The 26,948-nt window shown below is 60.1% G+C and carries 23 protein-coding genes and 1 rRNA gene; 13 read left to right on the top strand and 11 right to left on the bottom strand.

Features of this window, described 5'->3' with window-relative positions:
- Positions 1-349, bottom strand: a 16S ribosomal RNA gene (locus FEU76_RS12260); the annotation flags it as partial.
- Positions 350-754: 405 nt separating this feature from the next.
- Here FEU76_RS12260 and FEU76_RS12255 point away from each other — a divergent pair.
- Positions 755-1,738, top strand: a complete 984-nt coding sequence (locus FEU76_RS12255) for a cytochrome-c peroxidase (RefSeq protein ID WP_144983344.1) — start codon at positions 755-757, stop codon at positions 1,736-1,738.
- Positions 1,739-1,778: 40 nt separating this feature from the next.
- On the opposite strand, the gene FEU76_RS12250 is transcribed toward FEU76_RS12255, so the two are convergent.
- The 6 genes from FEU76_RS12250 to FEU76_RS12225 all read right to left on the bottom strand — a co-directional run bounded on the left by FEU76_RS12250 (position 1,779) and on the right by FEU76_RS12225 (position 9,802).
- Positions 1,779-2,771, bottom strand: a complete 993-nt coding sequence (locus FEU76_RS12250; protein ID WP_039182118.1) for an adenosine deaminase — start codon at positions 2,769-2,771, stop codon at positions 1,779-1,781.
- A gap of 31 nt (positions 2,772-2,802) precedes the next feature.
- Entirely contained in the window at positions 2,803-4,509 is a 1,707-nt protein-coding gene (cydC, locus tag FEU76_RS12245) for a thiol reductant ABC exporter subunit CydC (RefSeq protein WP_144983341.1), read from the bottom strand.
- Complete coding sequence (cydD, locus tag FEU76_RS12240; protein WP_144983338.1) at positions 4,506-6,182, bottom strand: thiol reductant ABC exporter subunit CydD; 1,677 nt, start codon at positions 6,180-6,182, stop codon at positions 4,506-4,508. Before cydD ends, cydC begins: the two co-directional genes overlap by 4 nt.
- A gap of 3 nt (positions 6,183-6,185) precedes the next feature.
- On the bottom strand, positions 6,186-7,187 hold the full coding sequence (gene cydB, locus FEU76_RS12235; protein ID WP_144983335.1) for a cytochrome d ubiquinol oxidase subunit II: 1,002 nt from the start codon (positions 7,185-7,187) through the stop codon (positions 6,186-6,188).
- Positions 7,188-7,190: 3 nt separating this feature from the next.
- Entirely contained in the window at positions 7,191-8,606 is a 1,416-nt protein-coding gene (locus tag FEU76_RS12230; protein ID WP_144983331.1) for a cytochrome ubiquinol oxidase subunit I, read from the bottom strand.
- A gap of 221 nt (positions 8,607-8,827) precedes the next feature.
- Positions 8,828-9,802 (bottom strand): calcium/sodium antiporter, encoded by a 975-nt coding sequence (locus FEU76_RS12225; RefSeq protein ID WP_096922908.1) that lies wholly within the window; start codon positions 9,800-9,802, stop codon positions 8,828-8,830.
- 185 nt (positions 9,803-9,987) lie between these two features.
- Here FEU76_RS12225 and FEU76_RS12220 point away from each other — a divergent pair, with 185 nt between their 5' ends.
- The 8 genes from FEU76_RS12220 to FEU76_RS12185 all read left to right on the top strand — a co-directional run bounded on the left by FEU76_RS12220 (position 9,988) and on the right by FEU76_RS12185 (position 18,326).
- A complete protein-coding gene (locus FEU76_RS12220; RefSeq protein ID WP_039182132.1) occupies positions 9,988-11,331 on the top strand; it encodes a paraquat-inducible protein A in 1,344 nt (447 codons plus the stop codon).
- Positions 11,324-12,997 (top strand): intermembrane transport protein PqiB, encoded by a 1,674-nt coding sequence (pqiB, locus tag FEU76_RS12215; protein WP_144983328.1) that lies wholly within the window; start codon positions 11,324-11,326, stop codon positions 12,995-12,997. The genes FEU76_RS12220 and pqiB overlap by 8 nt, the downstream gene beginning before the upstream one ends.
- Positions 12,998-13,008: 11 nt before the next feature.
- Positions 13,009-13,605 carry a PqiC family protein gene (locus FEU76_RS12210; RefSeq protein WP_096922905.1) on the top strand — a complete coding sequence of 199 codons (597 nt, stop codon included), beginning with the start codon at positions 13,009-13,011 and terminating at the stop codon, positions 13,603-13,605.
- 247 nt (positions 13,606-13,852) lie between these two features.
- On the top strand, positions 13,853-15,109 hold the full coding sequence (locus tag FEU76_RS12205; RefSeq protein ID WP_039182139.1) for a DEAD/DEAH box helicase: 1,257 nt from the start codon (positions 13,853-13,855) through the stop codon (positions 15,107-15,109).
- Between the two features lie 75 nt (positions 15,110-15,184).
- On the top strand, positions 15,185-15,688 hold the full coding sequence (locus FEU76_RS12200) for a hypothetical protein (RefSeq protein ID WP_039182141.1): 504 nt from the start codon (positions 15,185-15,187) through the stop codon (positions 15,686-15,688).
- A gap of 9 nt (positions 15,689-15,697) precedes the next feature.
- Positions 15,698-16,900 carry an MFS transporter gene (locus FEU76_RS12195; protein ID WP_144983325.1) on the top strand — a complete coding sequence of 401 codons (1,203 nt, stop codon included), beginning with the start codon at positions 15,698-15,700 and terminating at the stop codon, positions 16,898-16,900.
- A gap of 29 nt (positions 16,901-16,929) precedes the next feature.
- Positions 16,930-18,000 (top strand): asparaginase, encoded by a 1,071-nt coding sequence (locus tag FEU76_RS12190; protein WP_144983322.1) that lies wholly within the window; start codon positions 16,930-16,932, stop codon positions 17,998-18,000.
- Between the two features lie 86 nt (positions 18,001-18,086).
- Positions 18,087-18,326 (top strand): DUF2789 domain-containing protein, encoded by a 240-nt coding sequence (locus FEU76_RS12185; protein ID WP_039182146.1) that lies wholly within the window; start codon positions 18,087-18,089, stop codon positions 18,324-18,326.
- 9 nt (positions 18,327-18,335) lie between these two features.
- Here the strand turns inward: FEU76_RS12185 and FEU76_RS12180 are convergent, their stop codons facing one another.
- Both FEU76_RS12180 and FEU76_RS12175 read right to left on the bottom strand, forming a co-directional pair.
- Positions 18,336-19,004 carry a VTT domain-containing protein gene (locus FEU76_RS12180; protein WP_096922902.1) on the bottom strand — a complete coding sequence of 223 codons (669 nt, stop codon included), beginning with the start codon at positions 19,002-19,004 and terminating at the stop codon, positions 18,336-18,338.
- Complete coding sequence (locus FEU76_RS12175) at positions 18,997-19,413, bottom strand: SRPBCC family protein (protein WP_144983319.1); 417 nt, start codon at positions 19,411-19,413, stop codon at positions 18,997-18,999. Before FEU76_RS12175 ends, FEU76_RS12180 begins: the two co-directional genes overlap by 8 nt.
- Positions 19,414-19,606: 193 nt before the next feature.
- Here FEU76_RS12175 and queC point away from each other — a divergent pair, with 193 nt between their 5' ends.
- Genes queC through FEU76_RS12155 form a run of 4 tightly spaced genes read left to right on the top strand, consistent with a single transcriptional unit; the run spans position 19,607 to position 22,102 of the window.
- Positions 19,607-20,314, top strand: coding sequence for a 7-cyano-7-deazaguanine synthase QueC (queC, locus tag FEU76_RS12170; RefSeq protein WP_144983316.1), 708 nt, complete (start codon positions 19,607-19,609; stop codon positions 20,312-20,314).
- Positions 20,314-20,988 carry a 7-carboxy-7-deazaguanine synthase gene (queE, locus tag FEU76_RS12165; RefSeq protein WP_039182154.1) on the top strand — a complete coding sequence of 225 codons (675 nt, stop codon included), beginning with the start codon at positions 20,314-20,316 and terminating at the stop codon, positions 20,986-20,988. The genes queC and queE overlap by 1 nt, the downstream gene beginning before the upstream one ends.
- Positions 20,988-21,821: a 6-carboxytetrahydropterin synthase gene (locus FEU76_RS12160; RefSeq protein ID WP_144983312.1), complete on the top strand. Its 834-nt coding sequence runs from the start codon at positions 20,988-20,990 to the stop codon at positions 21,819-21,821. Before queE ends, FEU76_RS12160 begins: the two co-directional genes overlap by 1 nt.
- On the top strand, positions 21,818-22,102 hold the full coding sequence (locus FEU76_RS12155; RefSeq protein ID WP_052196469.1) for a YkgJ family cysteine cluster protein: 285 nt from the start codon (positions 21,818-21,820) through the stop codon (positions 22,100-22,102). Before FEU76_RS12160 ends, FEU76_RS12155 begins: the two co-directional genes overlap by 4 nt.
- Here FEU76_RS12155 and FEU76_RS12150 read toward each other — a convergent pair.
- Together FEU76_RS12150 and miaE are read right to left on the bottom strand one after the other, a co-directional pair.
- Positions 22,099-26,004, bottom strand: coding sequence for an AAA family ATPase (locus FEU76_RS12150; RefSeq protein ID WP_144983310.1), 3,906 nt, complete (start codon positions 26,002-26,004; stop codon positions 22,099-22,101). The two genes, FEU76_RS12155 and FEU76_RS12150, sit on opposite strands and share 4 nt — an antisense overlap.
- Positions 26,005-26,034: 30 nt before the next feature.
- Positions 26,035-26,691 (bottom strand): tRNA-(ms[2]io[6]A)-hydroxylase, encoded by a 657-nt coding sequence (miaE, locus tag FEU76_RS12145; RefSeq protein ID WP_026001703.1) that lies wholly within the window; start codon positions 26,689-26,691, stop codon positions 26,035-26,037.
- Between the last annotated feature and the right edge of the window lie 257 nt (positions 26,692-26,948).

Raw genomic sequence — 26,948 nt, 5'->3', positions numbered from 1 at the left:
CTGCTGCCTCCCGTAGGAGTTCGGGCCGTGTCTCAGTCCCGATGTGGCTGATCATCCTCTCAGACCAGCTACGGATCGTCGCCTTGGTGAGCCTTTACCTCACCAACTAGCTAATCCGACATAGGCTCATCCGATAGCGGGAGCCGAAGCCCCCTTTCTCCCGTAGGACGTATGCGGTATTAGCCTGGGTTTCCCCAGGTTATCCCCCACTATCGGGCAGATTCCTATGCATTACTCACCCGTCCGCCGCTCGTCAGCGGGGTGCAAGCACCCCCTGTTACCGCTCGACTTGCATGTGTTAGGCCTGCCGCCAGCGTTCAATCTGAGCCATGATCAAACTCTTCAGTTTAAGATCAATGCGATCCTTACTCGCTGCCCGAAGGCAACAAAAGCGGATCAAACTTGGCTCAAGGTTCAAACGAATTCACTGTGATACTCCGAAGAGTATCTTGGTGTTCGCTTGCCTTGATATTCGGTGATGATTCACCCTCATCGGCAAGCGCCCACATGAATTACCTGATCAAATTGTTAAAGAGCCATCTGTCGGCGTTGCCGTTCGATGTGGGGCGTATTCTACCCAATTCTTTTTGATCGTCAAGCTTTTTTCTCATTCACCGTTCAAGCACCTGCGGGTCACCAATGGCCGGAAAGTTGACCTGAGGCAAGCCCTGCCCTTCCCCGCTTTTTTAGACTTGTTGAAGCACCGCTGAAAAGAACGGTGCACACCAGACCGGTCAAACAGGAGGGGGAAACCATGACAACATCACGTATTGCCATCGGACTTGCGAGTGTCGCGCTATTAGGCACGACTTCACTGTGGGCAGACGACGAACTCGGTAGCTACCGCGACAGGTTCGAACCGCTGCCCCACTTACCACCTTTGCCTGCCCACAATTCACAGACCGATGAAAAGGTGATGCTGGGCAACATGCTGTTTTTCGAGCCCAGGATCTCCGCCAGCGGTGTCATCAGCTGTGCCACTTGCCATAACCCAGCGCTCGGCTGGTCAGATCGCATTCCTAGAGCCGTGGGCCATAACGGTCAGGTTGGCGAACGCAACACACCCACCGTACTCAACAGTGGTTTCCTGGGATCGCAATTCTGGGATGGACGAGAGCCGGATTTGGAGGGTCAAGCACTGGGCCCCATCGAAGCCGATGTCGAGATGGCCATGCAGTTGGAACACGCCCTGGACAGGTTGACAGAGTTCGAGCTCTACCAGGAACGCTTCACGGAAGCGTACCCCGACCAGGATGACCCCATCAATGCCGAGAACCTGGCCAAGGCACTGGCCGCCTTCCAGAGAACGCTCAACACGCCCAACGCACCTTTCGATCGTTATTTGCGGGGTGATATGGACGCCATCAGCGATCAGGCAAAAGAGGGTATGGTGGCTTTCGTGGATAATGGCTGTATCGCCTGCCATCGCGGCGCCAACTTTACCGATAGCCAGTTCCACGCCATTCAGGTGCCGGGGTCGAAAGATTTGGGTCGCTACGTGGTGACTGGCGAGGAAAGAGACCAGTACCGCTTCCGCACCCCCACCTTGCGCAATGTCGGCGTCACTTACCCGTACATGAACAATGGTGCCACCGAAACGCTTGAAGAAGCGGTGGCCATCATGGGCCAGGAAATGCTGGGACGTGAGTTTGACGAACCCACCATCGATAACATCACGGCGTTTCTGCACTCCCTGACAGGTGAAATGCCCGATTTCGAGGTGCCCGCTCTACCCTGATGCACTATGCCGCCGCCCATAGGGGCGGCGGCAGGCTATGTCAGGCTGCCTCCAGGCGCTTCAGCAGTTCGGCGCGTCGCGCGTCGCTGACGAAGGCTTCTTCCATGGCATTGCGGTTCAGCCATTTGAAGGTATCTTCTCCCCAGCCAAAGGCATCGGCACAGGCGATATGATTTTCGAGCAGCCCACCACCAAAATAAGCAGGATCGTCAGAGCTTATAGTGACCTTCAGCCCCGCTTCCAACAACGCCGGTAGCGGATGCTGATCCAATTGATCGACCACTTTCAAGCTGACATTGGAGAGCGGGCACACGGTCAGTACCGTTTGAGACTCCTTGAGGCGCTGCACGACGTCTTCGCTTTCGAGACAGCGCACGCCGTGGTCGATGCGCTGAACGTCCAACAGGTCCAGGGCTTGCGTAATGTAAGCGGCAGGCCCCTCTTCGCCCGCATGGGCCACACGCACCAGCCCAAGCTCTTTGGCGCGCGCAAACAGGGCCTGAAACTTCTCGGGCGGGTTGTCACGCTCGGCGCTGTCCAAGCCAATGGCATCCAGCATTTTCCAGTAGGGTGCCGCCTGCTCGAGAACGTGAAGTGCCTCGTCGGCTGGCCGATCTCTCAGGAAGGCCATGATCATGCCTACTGAAAGATCCAGCTGACTCTCGGCCTCCTGCTTGGCCCTGAGCAGTCCCGCCATGACCACCTCCAGAGGCACTCCACGCTGCAGGTGAGCCTGGGGATCGAAGTGCATATCGATATGCAGCACGCCTTCCGAGCGGGCACGCTTGAAATAATCCATGGCCAGGTCATAGAAGTCCTGTTCGCTGCGCAAGACGTTCATGCCCTGGTAATAAAGATTCAGAAACCCTTGCAGGTCTTTGAAATCGTAAGCTGCCTTGGCCTCTTCGACCGTGGCATAGGGGAGTTCGATGCCGTTACGCTCCGCCAGTTGGAACATCAATTCCGGCTCGAGAGAACCTTCGATATGCAAGTGAAGCTCAGCCTTGGGAAGGTGTCGTAAAAAGTCGTTCATGGTCGCCGCCTACTTGCCGATTCGGTGAATATCAAAGTGAAGTATCGTGAATTAACTTACCACCATCAAGCCACCATTGATGAGCCAAACCCGGCACCAGGGCCGCATCATCCACTTGATGAACAAAGAAAATCGCCGTACGGCCTACCAACCAGGCGTCCAGCGAGGCCGCCACGTGCCGGGCGGTTGCCGCATCCACTCCCGCGAAGGGCTCATCCAGCAATACCACCGAGGGCGAGCGTAAGAACAACCTCGCCAACGCCACTCTGCGCGCCTGCCCGCCTGAAAGCTGCTGCCCTCTTTCTCCCACCTGAGTCGCCAACTGACGAGGCTGGCGTTTCGCCCAGTCCGAGAGAGCGACCTGGGCAAGCACCTGCCAAAGCTCTTCGTCTGTCGCGTCAGGCTTGGCGATCCGCAGGTTATCGGCCAGCGATCCATCGAACAGGTCTATTTGCTGGGGGAGGTACCCCATATGTGCTGCGCTACTTTCGAGGGTAATGACAGAGGGTGCATGCTCCGCCACCCACACGTCCCCTTCAGTGGGAGAGATGCGGCCCATGATCAAATTGGCCAGCGTCGATTTGCCCGAACCCGAAATACCCATGATGGCACCGCGTTGACCGGCGGGCAGGGTCAGGGAAACCTGGCATATCGCCCAGCCCGCCGCATCCGGATAACGGAACATGACCTCACGCAGTTGCAGGGCATGGCCACCATCGTCATCCGGAAGCGAGCCCACACGCGTTTGCCCTTGTGTCGCCTGCAGAGCATTCAGCCGCTGGGCCGCCCCGTGGCTGGCGCCAAACCGCACAAAAGCAGCAGGCAGGCTGGCCAACACTTCGTTGATACCAAACACGGCAATCACGGCCATGACCATGATGGGGCCCACCACGCGCTGCTCGGCCAGTGCCAGACTACCCAGCCAGAGCACACCGATGATCAACAGCCCCGTTACCGCCATCAGTAGCGCATTTCCCAGCGCGGCCTTCGCGGCCAACTGACGCTGGTTATCCAGCGCTTGCTGTTCGTGCGCTCGTATTTTCCTGCGGTACCAGTCACTGGTTCGGTAGCTCATCAGCTCAGCGGACGCCTGTACCTGATCCAACACCAGCCGCCGAAGCTCCTCCTGATCATCCACTTGCCGATGGCTGTTGGTGAAACCCAGCCTGGCAAAGCCCAGGGTGATGACCAGCCACAGCAGCGTCAATACACAGGCCACGACGGCTCCCACCAGCGGTAACCAGATAGCGATGAAACCTGCGACGATCCAGACACTCAACAAGGCCACTACTGGCGGCACCAGTAGGCGCAGATACAGGCTATCCAGGGCATCGATATCCGCCGTCAGGCGACTCAACCACTCACCGACTCGCCGACGCCGCAGCGATGCGTCATCCAGGCGCGTCAAGTCACCGAAGACGCGATAGCGTAAATCCGCCAGCAGCGTCAGCACGGTATTGTGGTTGTAGAGCCGCTCGGTGTATCGAGCGACGGTGCGCAGCAAGGCAAAAAAACGAATGCCGCCGCCGGGCACATAAATATCCAGTGATGACGGCAACCCAGCCGCCAGCGCAATGCCCGCCAGGGCACACGCCGCAATGAACCAGCCGGACAAACCCAGCAGCGCAAGGCCAGCCAGCAACGTTACCCATACCAGCAGCGCACCCACGAGGAAGCGCTGCCTGCGCCTTAACATGAGTGCCAGCCATGGGCTCAGGTCATTGTGCAGAAATTTCATGGCGCCACCTCGTGAAGCTGGCCGTCTCGACACACCCAGTGGCGAGTGGCAACGGCCATCACCGCAGGGTGATGTGTTGCCATGACCAACGTTCGCCCTTCCGCCGACCAGGCCAGCAGTGCGTCGATCACGCTCTTTTCCGTCGCCGAATCAAGGCTGGCCGTGGGCTCATCCAATAACACCAGCGGTGCCTGGCTGAGAAATACTCGAGCCAGGGTCAAGCGCTGCGCCTGACCTCCCGACAAGCCGACCCCGCGCTCCCCTACCACCGTCTCCAGGCCATGGGGCAAGGCAGCCAACAGCTCACCCAGGCCTGCGCTTTCCAGAGCCTCCTGCATGGCAGCCGGTGTCGCCTCAGGCGCCGCCAGGCGCAGGTTATCGGCCAACGAGCCTTGAATGATGCAGGGTGATTGATCCAGCCACGCCACTTGTTCGCCCTGGCGGACTCTGCAAGCACCACGCAGAGGCGCCATAAAACCGGCCATCAGCGCCAGCAAGGAAGATTTGCCACTGCCTGACTCTCCGGTAATGACCACCACATCTGCCTGACGTATCGTGGCCGAGACGCCCGTCAAGACCGTCGAGTGCCGACCATAGCCCACCTCGACATCCACCAATTCAATCGATGCATCGGGTTCGACGGGGGCGTCAAACCGGGTCGGCACCACGTCAGGCTCATTGAGGATGGTCACGATACTCTCTGCCGCCCCCAGCGCCGCAGCACGGTCATGATAATGCTGCGAGAGGGTGCGCAAGGGCTGGAAGAACTCCGGAGCCAGTAGCAACACCGCCAGACCACTGAACAGGGTCAGCGAGGGGGAAGGACCGTAATCGATATAGCCCAACAGACCAAACCCCACGTACATGGCGACGACGGCGATAGCCACCGAGGCAAAAAATTCCAATACCGCTGACGAAAGAAATGCCAGCCTGAGAGTGCGCATGCTCAGGCGGCGATACTGGTCGGTGGCATACCAGACGTCCTGCTGGGCAGCACGCGTATGACCAAATAGCTGCAGCGTCGTCATGCCGCGTACGCGGTCGACGAAATGCGCCGAGAGCCTGGCAACGGAAGCAAACTGCTCCTTGTTGAGACGCTCTGCCCCCATGCCTACCAAGGCCATGAACAGCGGAATCAATGGCGCAGAGAGCAGCAAGAAGATGGCCACCAGATAGTCGAGCCAGCCCACCACGACGGCAATCAGCAGTGGCAGCAAAAGCACGATGCGCATTTGCGGGAGGAAGCGTGCGAAATAGCCATCGAGGGCTTCGATGTGCTCGACCGACTGGGTCGCCAGGGCTCCGCTCTGCTGCCGCGTCATCCAGACCGGGCCTAGCGCGGCGACCTTGTTCAAGACCTGCTCACGAGCGTACTGACGGATGCGCAAGCTGGCAGTTGCACTGAACAACTCTTGCAGGGCAAGAAACAGTGAGCGCAACGCCACGGCGACCACCAGGCCGAGCAGCACGGGCACCAGCGTGACAGGTGAGCGGCCATGAACGACCAGTTGCTCGATCGACCACGCCAACCCGACCACCAGCAAGATCGTCTGAGCGCCGGACAGCACGCCGAAGCACGCCGCCAGCGCCAGCCGAGCACGCTCACGACGAGCCAGCGTGCTCAGCCAACGGCGCGGCGTCAACGAATTCGACTGGGCCGCAGGAGGGGCCATGAATCAGTGGTACCCTTCGCCGACGCGCACCTTGCCGCGGAAGACCCAGTAGGTCCAGGCGGTGTAGGTCAGGATGATCGGAATGACGAACAGCACACCGATCAGCAGGAACAGCTGAGATTCAGGGGCGGAGGCGGCATCCCACAGCGTGTAGTTGGGGGGCACGATGATGGGCCACTTGCTGACGATCAGCCCCAGGTAAGTGAACACGTAGATGCCGATGGTGGCCACGAAGGGAATGCCCTCGTCACGACGTTTCACGGAGCGATACACCATGAAGGCCGACAGCAGCGCCAGTGCCGGGAATATCCAGATCAGCTGCAAATGACCGAACCAGCGCTCCCAGACCACCGGATTCACGAACGGTGTCCAGATGCTGATGATACCGAAGACGCCCAGTACCAGCGCCAACAGCAGCGGCGTCACCTTGTAAGCCCACTCCTGAATATGCCCCTCGGATTTGAGGATCAACCAGGTGGCTCCCAGCAACGCATAACCTGCCATCAGGCCGAAGCCGGTCAGTACCGAGAAAGGCGTCAGCCAATCGAAAGCGCCACCTGCAAAGGCAAAGTTTTCGACATGAAACCCCTGGATGTATGCACCGACCACCGCCCCTTGAGCAAAAGCGGCCACGCCGGAGCCCCAGCAGAAGGCGCGGTTCCACCAGCGACGATTGCGCCGGGACTTGAAGCGGAACTCGAAGGCCACACCCCGGAAAATAAGCCCCGCCAGCATCAAGAACACGCCAATATAGAGTGCCGGCAGGAAGACCGAATAGACCAGCGGGAAAGCCCCGAGCAAACCGGCACCCGCCAGCACCAGCCACGTCTCGTTGCCGTCCCAGACCGGCGCCACGGAGTTCATCATCACATCCCGGGCGTCTTCGTCCGGGGCGAAGGGATACAGAATCCCAAGCCCCAGATCGAAACCGTCCATCAGCACGTACATCATCAACCCGAACCCGATGATGCCTGCCCAGATTATCGTCAGATCAAACATTTCCATGTCTCAGTTCCTCACCGGGTCGACATCGTCATCAAAGGGAGTTTCCGTGGCCGACAGTGGACGCATGGGGCGTCTGAAATTGTCGCCTGCCGTTTCACGCTCTTCCTTGGGCAGCATGCCGTTACGCACCACGCGGGTCAGATAGTAGATACCGGCATAGAACACCACCGCGTACACCAGCACGTAGCCCACCAGCGTAAACAGCGCCATGGGGCCGGTCAGCGAAGGCGTAACGCCTTCCGCATGGGTCATCATGCCGTATACCAGCCATGGGGCACGTCCTGACTCGGTCACGATCCAACCAGCCAGCACGGCGACGAACGGCATGGGGATCATGTACACCAGCGTCTTGAGGAACCCGGTATGCTGATGGAATTTGCCTTTGCGACGCAGCAACAGCCCTGCCAAGGCGGTGGCAATCATCAACAGACCGATCCCCACCATCACGCGGAACGCCCAGAAGACGATCCAGACCGGTGGCTGCTCTTCAGGAGCAAATTCATTCAGCCCCTGAATAACCCCATCCGTAGAGTGGGTCAGGATGAGGCTGGCAAGATTGGGAATGCCGATTTCAAAGCGATTGGTTTGCGCTTCCTGGTCCGGGATGGCGAACAGCAGCAACGGAACGTTGCCAGAGGTTTCCCAATGCCCTTCCATGGCCGCCACTTTGGCCGGCTGGTGCTCCAGGGTATTCAAACCATGGAAGTCCCCCACGACCGCCTGGGCTGGCGCCAGAAACAGCAGCAACCAAAGGCACATGGAAAGCGCTCGACGGTTGGCTTCCGGGTCGCGACCACGCAGCAGGAACCAAGCACTCACACCGGCCACCACGAAGCCACCGGTCAAGAAAGATGCCATGGCCATGTGTGCGAAGCGGTAAGGAAAGGAGGGATTGAATATCGCTTCGGTCCAGGAAACCACGTGGAACCGATAGTCGATGAGCTCTACCCCTGCCGGCGTATGCATCCAGCTGTTGGCAGAAAGAATCCAGAACGACGAAATGAACGTACCGATCGCCACCATGATGGCAGCAAACAGGTGCACCCCTTGTGGCACCTTGCCTCGGCCAAAGAGCAGGACACCGAGGAATGCCGCTTCAAGGAAGAAAGCAGTAACGACCTCGTAGCTGAGCACCGGCCCGAGGAAGTTGGACGCTGCCTGGGAGAAGTTGCTCCAGTTGGTGCCAAACTGGAAAGACATGACGATCCCGGAGACTACGCCCATTCCGAAAACCACGGCAAACACCTTGGTCCAGAACAGTGCCAAGCGGTCCCAAGCGGGGTTGTTGGTCTTGAAGAACAGCCCATGAAGCAGCGCTATATAAGACGCCAGTCCGATGGTGAAGACCGGAAAGATCGCATGAAACGATACAACGAAGGCGAACTGCATTCGCGATAGTACAAGGGGGTCGAGTTCCATCACACGCTCCTAAGACCTGGATCAATATCCCATCAATGGGTTACACAAGCTTAGTTGAGCCTTAATGGCACTGCATTTTAGTTATAAGCACTAAGCTTATTCTTTAGCTGTGTTGCATTTTAACGCTTCGACACCCGTTATACAGCGCAAGTTTGCCCAAAAAGCTGTGTCGCATTGACGCATGCCATTCAGGCAAACTGCTCTTTTTCAATTAAAAAAAGTCATGTCATCACCACCAGACTGACCATGTAGCCGGTGTAGGCGACAAACAGGGAAAACAGCACGCCACCCTCCAGACGATTGATCCGCCGCGGACGGCCACGCCAGGAGAATGCAAACAGCACCATCATCAGCGTCATGAAGGTCATCACGCTCCAGTCACGCACCAGCACCTCACGACCCGCTTCGATAGGCGTGATGACCCCCGCCAACCCTACCACGGCCAAACTATTGAACAGATTGGAGCCCACCACGTTGCCCAGCACCATATCGTGCTCTTTGCGCCTCAAGGCACTGATGGACGAGGCAAGCTCGGGTAGCGACGTACCGACGGCCACCACCGTCAAACCGATGATGAGATCGCTGACACCAAATCCTACGGCAATTTCTACCGCGCCCCACACCAACAGACGCGAGCTGGCTACCAACAGCACTAACCCCACCAGCGTCCACATCAATGCCATACCACGTGACAGCGGCTTGCTGTCCAGGCTCTCCGTCACTTCATCGGTCAGTGCATCCGCCTGATGACGCCGTGACTGGATGATACTGACCGTAATGAATATCCCCAGCGCGGCCAGCAGCAACACTGCCTCACCGCGAGAAATCCAGCCATCCATCAGCATGTAACCGGTCAGCAGCATGACCGCCACCAATAGCGGCATCTCCTTGCGAATAACGCTGGAGTGCACCGCCAGCGGCGCTATAAGCGCCACAAAACCCAGCACCAGCCCTATGTTGGCAATATTGGATCCGTAAGCATTGCCTACCGCCAGCCCGGGATTACCCTGCATGGCCGCCAGTACGGAGACCATCATTTCAGGGGCCGACGTTCCGAATCCGATCACCAGCATACCGATCAGCAGTGGCGACAACCCCAACCACCGCGAGGTAGCAGCAGCGCCATCGATAAATTTTTCAGCACTCCAGATCAGCAGGACGAGCCCTACCACCACTGCTACAAAGGCAAGCAACATTTCGGTTCCTTAATGTCATCGTATTAGGCACTATCGCGGCTGCATCCTTGTCGAACCGGGAGGCGGGGTCAAGCACCGAGTTCAAGAGAAGCGAGGTGTCCCTGATTTGACACTCACGTCTCGGCTCTATATTGATTTAAAATGCGCCAACTATCGAGAGTTTGCTATTACCTGATGTCTCTTTCATGAAACGACCCACCCTTTCCATGCATACCCCCGCCGTGGACTGCACGCCCCCCGAGGCACGCGTCCAGCGCAGACGGCTGCGCGCCTGCCATGAGTGCGACTGGGTCTCGGCCCTGCCCCCTTTGGGCTCGGGTGAGAAGGCCTCCTGCCCACGATGCTCCCATGTGCTGGTCAAGCGCCACCGCTACCCCGCGCAACGTAGCATGGCACTGGCCATTGCCTCACTGGTGGCACTCATCCTGGCCGTTTCGTTTCCTTTCGTCAGCTTCAGCGTAGGCGGTATCGGCAACCGCATCGAGCTGACCCAGACGGCCACGGCGCTGATCAATTTTCATCAGCCTGTCGTGGCCATCGCAGTGATCATGACCATCGTGGTACTGCCTGCGGTCTACCTGACGGGGGTCATCTGGCTACAGTTCGGGCTACTGCGCGCCCGCCCGCTGCCATTGAGTCGTGATATCGCTCGCTCGCTGGCCCACCTGACCCCCTGGATGATGGCCGATGTATTCATCATCGGCGCGCTGGTCAGCCTGATCAAAGTGGCCGGCATGGCACAGATCGAGCTGGGCATCTCCTTTTGGGCCTTCTGTGTGTTCGCGATCCTGCTACTGATGACCACACAGTCCATCGACGCGGACTGGATGTGGTTTTCATTGGAGGGCGAGCCACTGGCACCGGAAGGCACCCTGACGGGTGCCACGGCGGCGAGCCAGAACGTGACGGGCTGCCCCACCTGCGGGCTGGTCAACCGCCTGGATAAGGGCCATGGACGGTGCGTTCGCTGCCACGAAAAATTGCACACACGGCTTCCGTACAGCTTGCAGCGCACCTGGGCGCTGCTCTTTGCTGCGGCGATCATGTATATTCCTGCCAATGTCTACCCCATCATGACCACTACCAGCCTTGGCCATACGGCACCCTCGACCATCATTGGCGGTGTTGTGCAGCTTCTGCAAATGGGGTCATGGCCCGTGGCTGCGGTGATTTTCATTGCCAGTGTCATCGTGCCTGTCGGCAAATTGGTCGCGCTGGTATGGTTATGCCTGATGATCAATCGCAGCGACGAGCTCAACGCCAACAGCCGCACGCGGCTATATCGCATCACCGAGTTCATTGGCCGCTGGTCCATGGTGGATGTATTCGTGGTAGCGATTCTCGTTGCCCTGATCCGTGCCGGTTCGCTGATGTCGATCACCCCCGGCCCCGCAGCACTCGCTTTTGGCGCCGTGGTCGTGCTGACCATGCTGGCCGCCATGACGTTCGACTCTCGCTTGATCTGGGACTCCCCGGCTCCATGCCCTGCCCGCCGCACGACGGCCACCAAGGACGCTATTGATGGCTAATGATGTAACCCCCAACACCGATACTGACAACGAACTCCACCGAGCCAAAGCCTCTCGGCAGAAACGGCTGTCGCCCATCTGGATCGTACCGCTCGTGGCCGTCATCATTGGCCTGTGGCTGGTGTATGACAACTACACCAGCCGTGGCACCTTGATCACGTTGACCATGAGCAACGCCGAAGGCATCGAGGCAGGCAGCACCTTGATACGCAGCCGCAACGTCGAGATTGGTCGCGTACAAAGCGTGCGCCTGTCGGACGACCTCTCACAAGCTGTGATGACCGCCCGAATCCAGCCCGAAGCCGAAGCCATGCTCAGAGAGGACAGCCGATTCTGGGTCGTCAAGCCGCGCATTGGCCGCGAAGGCATCAGCGGCCTGGGCACCGTGCTATCCGGAGCCTACCTTCAATTGGAGCCCGGCCAATCGGACGAACCGAGAAGGGAGTTCTCCGTCAGCGACGTGCCGCCGGTGGCCACGGCAGGACAGGCCGGACTTCAAATCAGCCTGGTCAGCCAACTGGGCAACTCCCTGCGCGTCGGCGACCCGGTTTCCTATCAGGGCTATACCGTTGGTCGCGTCGAAGACACCCGCTTCGATGCCGATTCGCGCACCATGTATCACCAGGTTTTCATCGAAGAACCTTATTCCCAATTGGTGACCGACAGCACCCGATTCTGGACGGCCAGCGGCGTTGATTTTCGCCTGGATGCCAATGGCTTTCGGGTCAATGTCGAATCGCTCGAAGCATTGCTGGGCGGCGGTGTGACCTTTGGCGTGCCCGAAGATCTGCCCATGGGACGACCCGTTGAGCATAACGCGCGCTTCAATCTTTACGCCGATGAAGACGACGCCCGCGAAGGTACCTTCAACCGCTACCTGGAATACGTGCTGCTGGTCGACGACACGGTGCGTGGTCTTTCCCGCGGAGCGCCAGTAGAGTTTCGCGGCGTGCGCATCGGTACCGTGGCAGCGGTACCCTGGAATTTTACCGCGCCTCAGCCAGATTCCAGAGCGCGGTTCGCGATACCGGTACTGATTCGCATCGAGCCACAACGGCTGGGCATCGAGAATTCAGATATCGATCTGGAAGATTGGGACAATCGCTTCACCAGGATGTTTGGCCTGGGACTGCGCGCATCGCTGAAAAACGGCAGTCTGCTCACCGGGGCGCTGTTCGTCGATCTGAACTTCCAGCGCGACCTGCCCGATGAATACATAGCGGAAACTTTCTCGGAACGGACGGTATTCCCCACCGTCGCCGGTGGCTTTGCCCAGATTCAGGGGCAGATTACCGATCTGCTGGAAAAGCTCAACGCACTCGAGGTCGAACCACTACTGGCAGGTCTGGACCGCAATTTGCAAGCCTCAGAGCATGTGCTCAACGAAGTGCGTGACGTCAGTCGTTCGATGAACGAACTGTTGAGCGACCCGGATACTCGCGCGATTGGCGGCAATTTGAACAGCACGCTGGAAGAGCTGCGCAGCACACTGCAGGGGGTATCGCCGTCGTCGCCCGCCTATCAGGAGCTGACCACGGCCATCGAGCGACTGGACCGCCTGATGCGAGACCTGCAGCCGCTTACGCGTACGCTGAATGAAAATCCTCGCGCCCTGCTGTTCGATAACCTCGACACCCAGGACCCGACGCCCCGCGCCCCGCGCTGACAGGAGAGATCATGATTCAACCTTTTACACGACTGCTGATCATTGCCGCTGCCTGCATGGCCCTGACCGCGTGCGCAAGCAGCGTCACTCCCCCAGCTCGCTACATGCTGCCCAGCCCCGCGGCCAGCAGCGCCCCTAGCCAACCCACGGGCACGCTGGCCATCCGCGCTCCACGCTTGGCGCACTATCTGGACGTGGATGGCATCGTCATGCAGTTGGACGACATCACGTTGAACCAGGCTCGTGAACACCAGTGGGCCGAGGGCATTGGCCGTCAGCTGGAACGTAGCCTGCGGGCGCAGTTGGCCCTGCAGCTTCCCCAGCTGCAGGTGGTGCGTTCAGAGGGCGCGCTGCCAGACGCCTTGACGCTTTCAGTAGAGGTGGATCAGTTCCAGGGGCGCCACGATGGCATGGCGGTAGCCAGCGGGCAGTGGCAGCTGCGCCGCGCAGACAATAGCCTGGTCACACTGCAAAGCTTCACTACGCAAACGCCCCTGGAAGAAGATGGCTACCCTGCCCTGGTACGCGCGCTGGGTGAAAGCTGGAACCTGCTGAGCGTGGAAATCGCCGAGCAGATTCGTCGCAATGGCTATTTCACTGGCGGCTAATTCACGTCCGCATCGACAGCGCTGAGTGAGACTTTCGTGTTACACTCGGCGCCAGCGCCTTTCGCAAGCGCACCCCATCACTTCCACGCAGCCCTGCGGGCAATGGCTGCGTGGCTTTAGAACGCCCATCGTGGCTGCCCGATCTGATTCTTAGATGCGCCTTCATGGCGCAATTACATCCTCGTATCTTGAACATGACGCCAACCCCTCACTTAGAGAGTGAGGGGTTGGCGACTGCGGAGAATGCATGAGCTTTTCTGACCTTGGTCTGCACCCTGATCTACTCAGCGCCATTGGCGCACAGGGCTATCATCAGCCCACCCCGATTCAACGCCAGGCCATTCCCGTCGTACTAGAAGGCCGAGACCTGCTGGCCAGCGCCCAGACGGGCACCGGCAAAACCGCAGGCTTCACGCTGCCCATGCTGCAACGCCTGATGCAAGGCAAACGCCCCGGCAAACGCCAGGTCCGTGCACTGGTTCTAACCCCTACTCGGGAGCTGGCCGCCCAGGTCGGTGAAAGCGTCACCGCTTACGGGCAGCACTTGTCACTGCGCTCGCACATCATTTTCGGCGGCGTCGGCCAACAGCCCCAGGTAGACGCCCTGAAAGCCGGTCTGGACGTACTGGTGGCTACCCCGGGCCGCCTGCTGGACCTTCACCAGCAGGGGCACGTGGATCTGTCTGGCGTGGAAATACTGGTGCTCGATGAAGCCGACCGCATGCTCGACATGGGTTTCATCCACGACATCAAGCGCCTGCTGCGCCTGGTGCCCAAACAGCGCCAGAACCTGCTGTTCTCGGCCACCTTCTCCAACGAGATTCAGGCCCTGGCCCAGCAATTGCTGAACAACCCGGCGATGATCGAAGTGGCCCCGCGCAACACCACTGCCGAAAAAATCGAGCAGGCCATCTACCGCGTGGACCGCGACAAGAAACGCGACCTGCTGGCCCATTTGATTCAGCGTCATGGCTGGTTTCAAGTACTGGTCTTCACGCGTACCAAGCACGGCGCCAATCGCCTGGCAGAGCAGCTGACCAAGCAGGACATTCCAGCCATGGCGATCCATGGCAACAAGAGCCAGGGCGCGCGTACTCGAGCGCTCGGGGCCTTCAAGAGTGGTGACCTGCAGGTACTGGTCGCCACCGACATTGCCGCACGTGGCCTGGATATCAGCGAACTTCCCCACGTGGTCAACTTTGACCTGCCCAACGTCGCCGAAGATTACGTGCACCGCATCGGGCGCACAGGCCGCGCGGGCAGCAACGGTGAAGCGGTATCACTGGTATGCGTCGATGAGCATGGCCTGCTCAAGAACATCGAGCGGCTGATCAATCAAACGCTGCCCAAGCACGTCGAGCCCGGCTTCGAGCCTGACCCCAATGCCAAGCCCGAACCCATCGAAAATGGCCGCCGCAGCCAGCGTCAACCTCGCGCCCGTCGCGCGTCCGAGAGCCCGCAAGCCAACAACGGCGGCGAGCGCCGCCGTCGCGCTCGCCGCTAGCCCCAACGACCGGAATGTGCGAAGGTATCGCCTCGCATATTCCGGCGTTTCGCTGAACCAATTCATGGAGTGACTATGGCGTCTTCACAACTGATGGCAGATTATCGCCAGTGGCTGACTTTTCAGCGTCAGGAGCAGCTGAGCCGCGAGCATCAGGGTATCTCACAGCGTCTGGAAGATGCTCGCGCCTCCTCGGCACAGGTCATTCAGGCCTATCGCAGCATGGCTGAAAAAGCCTCGAACGAAGGCGCCTGCTATCGAACACTGTTTCTGCGTGAATGCGATGACAACGCCTCCCTGCCTTGTGAAGGCTGGCTGTTCGTGCGTCGCGTGCTGAGTGAAGGCAACAGCACTCGCATCAGAGCGACGCTGCTGGAAACCTTCAATTTGGCGGATGGCGCCATTGCATTAGGCGACAAACCGGCACGCAAGCTGACCCTGGAAATCTACGACAAGCTGGACATCAACAAAGGCATGCGCACCCAGGTACGTGTGGATGCCATCGATACGCCCCAGGACTACCACTTCATCACCCTGCTGGATGCCGTACGCGGTGACCTGCGTCCTTACATGAAATAAGCGCTCGTCATGGTGACACGCCGCGCCGTCAGCTTCATCCTCTTGATGTTCGTGGTTGGGCTCAATCTACGCCCGGCCATGTCTTCGGTGGCCCCCCTGCTGCACAGGCTGCAGGAAAGCGCGGGGCTGTCGCCTACCGCTGCCGGTATTTTGACCACGCTGCCCGTGCTGTGCCTGGGTCTTGCCGCACCGCTGGCACCCTGGCTCAGCAAACGCCTGGGCAGTGAGCGGGCGTTGAGTGCCGCACTGCTGCTGTTGGCGACCGGCCTGCTGGTACGGGGCGCTCCCTGGCCAGGGTTGCTGTACCTGGGGTCGGCCATGGCAGGCGGTGCTATCGGGATAGCGGGCACACTGCTTCCCGCCCTGGTCAAACGCGAACTGCCGCACAGCGCCGACCTGCTGACAGGACTGTACACCATGGCGCTCTGCTTTGGTGGCGCCTTGGGAGCAGGACTGAGCGTCCCGCTACTGACTTGGCTGGGCAGTTGGCAACTCAGCCTGATGAGCTGGTCACTACTGGCCTTGGCAGCCTGGCTGCTATGGTCGGGCTTTGCGCCACGCCCCGTCGCAGCGCCATCGCTTCAGCCCACCTTCCGAGTGCCGCTTGCCGCTTTGCTACGCCAACCCTTGACGTGGCATGTGATGCTCTTCATGGGCATTCAGTCTTCCATGGCTTACATCGTGTTTGGTTGGCTGCCCACCCTGCTCATCGACCGTGGCTATAGCGAAGCAGACGCTGGCTGGACCATGGCCGTCTCCATCATGAGCCAACTGGCCTCGGCGCTGGCGGCCCCATGGGTTGCCCGCTGGCACAAGGACCAACGACCTGCCCTCCTCATGGTACTGGCCGCTACGGCCATCGGCTTGGCGCTGCTGTTGATTGCGCCGATGGCTTGGCGCTGGCCGGGCACCGTCCTGCTGGGCCTTGGTCAGGGTGGCAGTTTCAGCCTGGCCCTGGCACTGCTCGTACTCCGCACCGCCAACGCACCTTTGGCTGGACAGCTTTCCGGACTGGTTCAGGGAGGCGGTTACACACTGGCCGCACTGGGCCCTTTTGGCGTGGGTGTGATGCTGCAGATGGGCGCCTCGACCGCGCACATTGCCTGGCTGCTAATCGGCTTGATTCTGGTCTGTTGCGGCTTTGCCTGTCTGGCAGGTCGCAATCGGCAGCTGGATGATCAAGGCGGTCAGCTGCGCGTCTACCTTCAATAACTCTTTTTTGCCTTTACCAGGACATGGCCATGAGTAACGCTCCTCGTTTGACAGACACCCCCTACCCACATGAGCGGGTACTGGTCATCTACACCGGCGGTACGATCGGCATGCAGCCCACCTCCGAGGGTCTGGTGCCCGCGGGCAACTTTGCCGAGAGGTTGCAAAACGCCCTTCAACAGCTGCCTATCGCTCGCCAGCAGACATTGCCTGCCTACGACATCATCAGCCATGACCGCTTGATCGACTCCAGTGCCGCCACGCCCACGACGTGGCAAACGCTGGCCGCCGACATCGCCGAACGCTTTGCAACCTACCGAGGCTTTGTCATCCTGCACGGCACCGACACGCTCAGTTGGAGCGCCTCGAGCCTGGCCTATCAGCTTCAGGGGCTGGACAAGGCGGTCGTATTGACGGGGGCCATGCAACCGCTGGAGGCAGCCAATAGCGATGCTCTGGACAACGTATGCGGCGCCCTGCAATTCGCGGCCATGAGCGCCCTGCAGGAAGTGGCGATATACTTTGCGGGACGCCTGATGCGGGGTGTCAGAACGGTAAAGCAGCACTGTGAAGCGATGACCGCGTTTGCCTCCCCCAACTACCCCCTGCTGGGTGAACGGGTAGACGATGACTGCGTGCTGTATCCCAGCCGAGGGCTGGCAATGCATCAGCGCGGCGCCCCCCGTTTCGAACTCCCAGACTACAGGTGCCTTGCCCAGGGGCAAGTAGTGCGCATTGCACTGTGGCCAGGCATGGCCGCCTGGCAGCTCTCCAGCTGGTTGGCTCACGACAGCGTCAAGGGAGCACTGTTGCAACTCTGGGGAGCAGGCAACCTGCCTGACGACCCGGACCTGTTAGCGGTACTGGCGCGTGCCAGCGGGGAAGGAAAACTGATCGCGGCGGTCAGCCAGTGTCCACAGGGAACCCTTCACCTGGGCGCGTACTCGGCGGGCCATGGCCTGACGGATGCTGGCGTGCTTTCCGGGGGCTCCATGACGCCCGAGGCGGCTTACACCAAGCTGGTACATTTGCTGGCGCAGCCGCTTGCTCACGAAGACCGGGCAACGCGCTTTGTCACTCCCTTAGTGGGCGAGCGATAGCCAGACTGGCATCCCGGCACAGAACGGCTATGGTTAAACAGAACACATGGAGTGCAACATAACCTTCTGAAAACAGGTGGAAACGTATGGATCAACCGGTACATCACTTTAGCGAACTGTTTGAGCAACTGGGGCTGCGCTCGGATTCAGCCTCCATCGAACGCTTTATCGAACGGAACTCCCCGCTGCCCAAAGAGATGCCCTTGGCCGACGCCCCCTGCTGGAACGAGGGCCAAGCGGATTTTCTACGCGAAGCAGTGGAAGAAGATGCCGACTGGGCCGAGGTCGTCGATCATCTGGATGCCTCGATGCACAAAGCCGAATAGGCCTTCGCATCACGCCTGCTCCCGCGCCGCTTCCAGGCGGCGCCGGTACCAGGCCCCCGCCAGCAACAAAGCCGTCAACGCCAGAAGCGGCAGCAGTACGTCCATCTGCAGCGGGTCTTCTTCTTCGATGGCTTCCAGCGCACCGTAAATGGCACTGCTGTAGACAGCCCATTTCACGGCCAGCCCCAAGGCTGCAGCCAGCAGATAACGCCCCAGGGCAATATGCCCCAAGCCTGCCGCAAAATTGATCACTGAATGTGGAAAGCCCGGCAACACACGCATGGCACATTGCGTCAGCAGATCGCTACGCGCTTTCAGCGTGTCCATGACCTTGAGGGTCAGCCCCTTGGGCTGCCAACGCTCGCCGACCCGTGCAGCAAGCAGATAGGCTCCCCAGGCACCCGCGACACTGCTGATGGTCAACATCACCGTAGCGACCAAGGGGGGATAAAAGGGGGCAATCAACCACAGTCCAATACTGCCAGGCAAGCCAATCGCCAGGGTGACCGCCATGGTCAGCATGACCGTCACCACGACCACGGGATGATGAGACATGGTCGCGGCCCAGCGTTTCACCGCCATCAGGTCCGGAGAGTACCAAAGCCATATGTAGGCCAGCATGGCAGCCACCGCAAACGCGGCCGCCCAACGCCAGGAATAGAGAGATAATTTACGCATTGAGGCGTGCTTCAACCCGCTCGAGAATTTGTCGACTGACCTTTCCGACCAGCGGTTTGGCCGCCTTGTTCACCGCTTTTTCCATCAGACGATTGCGGATGTCATAGCTCAGCGTCAGCGACACCTCAGTCCCTTCGGGTACGGCACGCAGCTGATAGCGCCCCTGGTTCCTGACACCTTCCAGGGACTCCCAGGCCAGCACCGTTGGAGGATCGATATCGGTTACCTCCACGTCAAACGCCCAATCCATGCCCACTGCCCGCACGTGCCAGCGGTAGCGGTTTTCGCCAAGACGATCGATCGAGCGTATCAGGTCCGAATAATCCGCAAAATCTTCCACTCGGCGTAACAAGTCAAATACGCGCTCCGGGGAGGCTCTAACGATTTCACTATGTTCTATGGTGGCCATGCGTCCATCTCTAGCGGCTGTAGATGAGTAGCTTATCACGCCAATTCCATTGGCACACCGGATGCCACCACCCAGAACACTGGTCAGCAAGAGCGGCATTGCGTAAACTGCCCGCCTTCCGGACCGGACCCCGGAACACCGCCCTGCTGCTTGGGCAGGCACGACATAAATTCTCCGACCATGAGTACCCAGCATGTCATCCACTGCATCATCCGGCGCCCAGGCGCCATCCACCGTCGTCATCTACTCCGGCGGCATGGACTCCTATACCGTCCTTCACCGTGCGCTACGCGAGGGCCTCGCTGTCCAAGCGCTATCCTTCGATTACGGTCAGCGCCACCGTCGTGAACTGGACGTTGCACGTCAGGTATGTGAGTCCTTGGCCATCCCTCATCAGGTCGTCGATATTCGCGCCATCCACGGGCTGATCGACAACTCGGCATTGACCAACGCTGCGTTGACCATGCCTCAAGGGGAGTACGATGCCGACTCGCTCCACAGCACCGTGGTGCCCAATCGCAACATGATTCTGCTGTCGTTGGCCATTGCCAAGGCAGTCAATATCGGTGCCAGCCGCGTGGATTATGGCGCGCACGGCGGCGATCACGTGCTTTACCCCGACTGCCGCCCGGCCTTCGTCGAAGCCATGAACGATGTGGCGCAGATTGCCAACTTCGAACCCGTCACCGTCCATGCCCCTTATCTGGCCTCCAGCAAAGCCGACATCCTGCGTGATGGGCTCGCCATGGGCCTGGATTACCGCCATACCTGGACCTGCTACGAAGGCCAGCAGCTCGCCTGCGGGCAGTGTGGCAGCTGCCGTGAACGGCTGGCGGCCTTTGCCGCCAATCAGGCCACCGATCCGCTCGCGTATGCTCCCCTTGCCGAGCGAGACTGCTGATGTACCACGTCAAAGAAGCGTTTTACACGCTGCAGGGCGAAGGTGCCCAGGCGGGGCGCGCCAGCGTTTTCTGTCGCTTTGCGGGCTGCAATCTCTGGTCGGGGCGTGACGCCGACCGAGCCACGGCCAAGTGCACTTTCTGCGATACCGATTTCATCGGCACCGATGGCGCCAATGGCGGTCGCTTCGAAAGCCCGCAGCAGTTGGCACGGCATATCAAACAGCTGTGGCCAGCCAACGCAGGCAGCGCGGTGCCCTATGTGGTGTTTACCGGAGGAGAGCCGTTACTGCAGCTCGATACCCCGCTCATCGCCATGCTGCACAGCGAAGGGTTCGAGGTCGCCGTGGAAACCAACGGCACGCTGCCCGCGCCCGCCGGAATCGACTGGCTATGCGTCAGCCCCAAGGGCAGCAACCCGCTGGCCATTCACCAAGGGGATGAGCTGAAGCTGGTGTACCCACAGCACGACGCCCCGCCCGAGCAGTTTGCCGCGCTGCACTTTCGACACTTTTACCTGCAGCCCATGGATCACGTCGCCCAGCATGCCGACACGATCCATACCACTGTCGCTGAGCGCAATGCCGCCACGGTGGCCGCCACGACGGCCTATTGCATGACCCACCCCCAGTGGCGCTTGTCGCTGCAAACCCACAAGATCGCAGGATTCGATTGATGGCTTTATTCGTTCACCACCTGACCCATATCGATGTCTCCCTTTGGTGCCCTGAGCGCGGCTTGACCGGCTGCAGTTGGCAGGTCGACGCCCATCTGGATGGCGAACTGGGTGAAGACGGCATGCTGTTCGATTTTGGTGAAGTGAAACCCTGGATCAAGCGCACGCTGGACAACGGGCTGGATCATACGCTGCTGGTGCCCACCAAGGCGCCCGGCATAGACATCAGCGAGTGCCCAGAAGGCCTGTGCGTTCGCACAGCCACGCCCTATCCGATGGAAGTTCGCGGACCTGCCCAGGCGTTCACACTGCTCCCCTGGGAACACATCTCGCTGGCCAGGGTGACTCAGCTCCTGAGCGAAGAGCTGACACGCGCTCGGCCTCGCAACGTCACCCGTGTCACCCTGAACCTGCAGGAAGAGCGTATCGAAGGCGCATCCTATGGTTACAGTCACGGCCTGAAACGTCACCTGGGCAACTGCCAGCGTATCGCCCATGGCCACCGCTCCCGGCTGCATGTCTATCAACACCAGCAGCGCCAACCTGCCCTTGAGGCACAATGGAGTGAATGGCTGGATAACCGCTACCTGCTGGAACAGGCCGATGTGGCGGAACAGACAGCCACCACACTGACCTGTCGCTACACAGCCGAACAGGGTGAGTTCTCGATCACCCTGCCCGCTCACCGCTGCAGCGTATTGCCAGCGCCCACGACCGTGGAAAATATCGCCCGTTGGCTGGCCGACAGTATCGCCCAGCAAACTCAGCAGGAAACCTACGTGGAAGCCTTCGAAGGTATCAACAAGGGGGCTACGGCACAGGCAGCGCCATGACGACTCTGATCACCAGTGACCGAAAGGGCAGTTGTCGCATGGGCTGTGGCGCCTGCTGCATCGCGCCGTCCATCAGCTCGCCCATTCCCGGCATGCCAGACGGCAAGCCCTCAGGCGTTCGCTGTGTTCAGTTGAATGAGCAACATCTCTGCATGCTCTTTGGTGATGCCCGTCGCCCTGCCGTATGCAGCCAGTTCGACTTCGACAAGGAGGTGTGTGGCGAGGACCGAGAAGAGGCCCTCGCCACACTCTACTGGTGGGAAACCGCCACAGCCGGTTAGACCTCGCCTCCCAGGCTCACCGGGTGCGGCAAGCGACGGTCCAGCAGGCTGATCCAGCGCACCAGCACCGGCGCATCGCTATGGCTTACCTCGCCCAACAGTCGACGAAACACCTCTTTCGCTTTCTGGTCATTGGGCTCTATACGCGTAAGCCATAGCTCCAGCGCCGCCAACTCCTGATGGCGGTTGCCATGCTCGCGGGATTGCTGAATGGCCATTTCCGCCAACGCCTTGACCTCGTGGGCAGGGTGACCCAGCAGGTCACGCACGCGGGCCAGCTGGGTGGCCAGTTCGGGCAGGAAAAGCGTCGTGCGCTCACGGGCAATCACCAGGCACTGGTCGAGATACTCTTCGGCTGCGTGCAGCTCACCCAGCTCGATACAGGCATCGGAGTACCACAACACGGGCCGCTGGAAGCGGTCTCGGCCGTTCAATTCGGCCATCTGATCCAGGCTGTCGCGCATTTGCACCAAGCCCCCCTGATCCCCCGCCAACGCACGCTGCCAACCCAACACTCCCTGAGCGGAAATCTGCCACAGCTGAAGATCTGGCGTTCCTGTCATAGCCGCTGCTCGCTCGGCATGCCGGGCCGCCAAATGCACATGGCCCAACTGACGATACAGCGCTGCTGCAAACATCAGCGCCATGGCCAGGGTGCCGGGATGGCCGATCTGCTCCGCTAGCCGAATGGCCGCCGAGACATGCCGCTCAGCGCGATGGTAATCACCTCGCAAGCAGAGCGCCCAGCCCTGAAAACAGGCCGCCGTTACCTGGGGATGGTCCGAGAACGGCAGCCACTCGATCATCATCGTGGCATTCAGCGGATCGATTTCGTCCAGATGGTCGTGGGCCTGCTGAATGCGCCCCGCCCAGTATTCACAGTGCGCTCGTGCGTAATCTGCCAGTCGACGGTAGCGCGGGTCTTCCAACCGAGCGGCAATATCCGCCAGGGTCGATGCCAACGCAAAGGCGTCGGCGTGGGCATAGCGCTGGCTACGCCCCACCCATAGCCCCCACTTGACCAGGAAAATCTGCTCGAGGTCTTCCGGGTCTTCAGGGGTGTCGCCGCCGCTTTGACGCAGCAGCTCCCGGGCTCTCACAAAGCTTTCATGGGCCGTAGGCGAACCGTGCCCTTCCAGGGCGAACGCTGCCTGGCCACGCACCGTCAGTAGGCTGACTTCACGCTCCACCTCATGGGCTACGTGGCGCAGGCTGGCCAGGCCGAAATCGGCCATGCGCAGCGCCGTGCGGTTGGCGCTCACTTTGAGCGCTTCGCGCGCCGAGAGCTCGAAGTAGCGGGCCCCACGTGCATAGTGGCCGCTGCGCCGCAGATGCGTGGCAAAGTCTCCCGGATGGCGACTGATCCATACCGGAAAACGCTCTTCGATCAAGGTCACGACCTGCTGATGCAGCTTGACCCTGACATCACGAGGACAGGAAAGATAGGCAGCCTCCTGAAGCAGCTGGTGGCTGAACTGGTACTCGTGATCACCGCCCTCCTTGTCGATGGGTTCGATGATCTCCAACGCGCGCATGTGCTCCAGCGCCTGGCACAATCGCGGCTTTTCCCAACCGCTGCATTCCGTCAGAAAATCCAATCGGAAACGTTTGCCCAAGACCGCTGCGATATGGGCAATGACACGATCACCCTCCAACTGATCGATTCGGCTGGCCAGGAGCCCCAGCAGCCCCTTGGGCAGCTCGTCCAGGTGCACGCTGCGACCTTCGCGACGATCCATGTCGAGGCGTCGACAAATTTCCTGCATGTAAAGCGGTACGCCATCACAGCGCTCAATGATCTGGTTGCGCAGCCGTGGGCTCAGATGAATACGGTAGCGACGAGAAAGCTGCGACAGCAGCCGTGAGGACTGCAATGCATCCAGCCTGCCCAGGGTGATCTGCTGGTCCCAGTGCAGCTTGACCGGTAGCGGTTCGCGGCCATGGTGGCTGGCCACCATCATGAAGGCCGTATTGATCGGCAGGCGGGCCTGCAGCCCTGCCAACACCTTGAAAGACGGCTCATCGAGCCACTGAAGGTCATCGATCATCAGCACCAGCGTTTGTGTCGCGGCACGATGGTCGATCAACCGGTGCAAGAGCTTCACCACCAGCTCCACGGCTTCGCCATTTTGAGTCAGCTGGGTGATTTCCTGAACTTCGCGGACCCCCAGAGCTTCTTCGAGCAGCTGTTGACGCGCACCGTCAGCAGTATCGAGCCCCAACGTTGCCTGCAGTGCATGCACCGACTCGAGCGTTGGTGGGTGCTCAAGGTGCCAAGCCAGCAGTGAACGCGCCACCCCGTAAGGGTCCAGTACCGAAAGCCGAGTGGTCGGAAGCCAGCAGATTGCCGCATCGCGACTCAACTCCAGCTGCCGGAATCCCACCATCAGCGCCGACTTGCCCATGCCCGAGGCACCACGCACCAGCACGCTTTGCCGCAAACCGATGCCGGCACGTGCCAGCGCATCGCGCAAGGTGCGTAGCGAGGTTTCCCTTCCCACCAGGCTCGGCGGCAAAGCGTCACGCCCGCCTTCGTTCTGACCCAGCACCAGCGCACGCAAACGCACTCGGCCATCGCTGGCCACCAAGCGAGATACCAGCCTGGGCTGCAGATCCAGCGCGGGGGGCATGTGCTGGCTGGCCTCCTGAGAGATGACCAGCTCGCTTCCCTCGGCGGCACTCATCAGCTCCAAAGACTCTTGCGTCACCTGGCCCAGCGGGTCGGCCAGCTGGCGCTCGGGCAAGTAGACCACGCGCCCGCTGTGCAGTCCGGCCGCCAGTTCGAACACCGGCGGTTCGGCGTCCCCGGCCCAGTGGCGACGGCTCTCCTGGGGTAGCGCCTGACGGCAGTGTTCATAAAGCGCCACCAGCTCCGCCAGTTGATGGGCGGGGCCATGGGTACCGAAGCAGGCCAGACCCAAGCCCCCTGTTGCCCCCGGCAGCCAGAAACCACCCAGATGGTGGCACTGCTGCTCCAACCATCTCAACAGTTCCAGCTGCAGGGCCAAGCAGTTGCGTGTAGCCGCGCGATCCGGCCAGTCACCCTTCAAGCGCAAGCGGATGGCCATCACCGAAAGCTGACGCAGCTCGATCTCATCTTCGCGCAGCGGCTTGCTGTCCGCAGCCAACGCGCGCGAAAAGGCCCCTTGTGGCGACATCGCGCGGGGGTCGTGGTGACCATCCGACCAGAAACTGGCCAATTGCACGAAACTGGGCTCAGGCTGTTGTCCGGAGAGCGCCAGCAGTTGAAGGTAGCTGTTGTACTGCTCGTGGGCCGCAGCCATCTGGTTCTGCTCGGCTAGCTGCCGCACCCAGCGCTCGTGGAACGGGCCGTAGCCTGAAAAGCGGCTGACCAGTCCTTCCAGCATGGCATCCGGCACTTCGGCGTGTGCTTCCAGCACCTGTTCGGCAAAACGGATGACTCGTTGGCGCCACTCATTGCGCACTTGCACCAGCCAGCGCTGGAACTCGCTGCAGTTGCTGAGCTGCAGTTCCTCGATCAGATCCCCCTGGTAGCACTCCATCAGCGCATCCAGCGTCTCCAGATCCTTGGGCCCTTCCAGCAGTTGCTGCAGCTCATGCAAATCCACCTGCCAGTGGGACGGCAGATGAAAGGCAATGGTCTGCCGCGACACATTCAGTACGTGATCGGCATGCTCGCCCATGGATTGGCGCAGGCAGTGCAGCGCATGGCGCAGGTTGGTTCTGCCCGAGGAGAGGCCTTGGTCTGGCCACAGCAGCTCCGCAAGGGCGGCACGATTGACGGGCTGGCGATGAAGCAGCAGGTACACCAGCAGCGCCTTGACTTTGTCGTAGCTGAAATGAGTGAGCACGTCCTCCCCTTGAGTCAAGGAGAAGTGACCAAACAGGGTCAACTGATCTGTCTGTTGAGCATCACGCATGTTACACATCCTGCCTTGGCTAGCGGCGCATCACGCAGGCACGCCACTATGAAAACGAAAAGCCGTATCTGGAGACATGATCAGTTCCGCCTCACGAGCAACGAAGAAGGCGATGCGTTCGTCGATAGGCGCATCGGTCTGCTGGCGAGCCAGCAAGAGATAGTCTTCGAAATGACGCCCTTCGGACTTGACCAGGGTGCGATAGAACTTGGCCAGCTCTTCGTCCAGGTAAGGAATGAGTCGCGCGAAGCGCTCACAGCTGCGCGCCTCGATCAGAGCGCCGATGATCAACAAGTCGATCAAGCGCTCAGGATCCTGACTGCGTAAATGCTTTCTAAGGCCTTCGGCGTAGCGTGACGCCGTCAGATGGCGATAAGGAACACCACGGCGTTCCATCAAGCCCACTACCTGCTCGAAATGAAGCAGCTCCTCGCGGGCCAATTGCGACATCTTGCTCAACAGCAGCGGCTGATCCACGTAGCGATACAGCAGGCTCATGGCCGTGGAAGCCGCTTTTTTTTCACACTGTGCGTGATCGATCAGCAGTGTTTCCGGGTTGGCCAATGCCCATTGCAACCAGGCATCGGGGGTCGGGCAAGCTAAAAAGTCATGCAAACTTTCTGGCAACAGATCATCCGCTTGCAGCGCATGTTCCGCTGTTTGCAACGCCATTAATTGTATCGACATAACACCAGCACCAAGCGTTTATCACACTATTGTACAATATATAAACGCCAATGGCGTCCGTTCCCTGATTGGTGCGAGGAGGAACAAACGTGTCTTCCAGCCTCGCTTAAAAATGCATTGACACTAATGTATAGCAAGCCTGAATCACGCTCCACACGGGAATCACGCTTGCCGAGGCTACCCAGCTCTACAGGCCAGCACTCGCTTGGCAACCATGGTAACGCGGCATCACGATAATCACACCAGCCGTCACCTAA

It is taken from the genome of Halomonas sp. C22, assembly GCF_007655045.1.
GTDB lineage: Bacteria > Pseudomonadota > Gammaproteobacteria > Pseudomonadales > Halomonadaceae > Vreelandella > Vreelandella hamiltonii.
The sequence above is the reverse complement of the archived record's forward strand: the minus strand, read 5'-3'. Positions and strand labels throughout refer to the sequence as shown.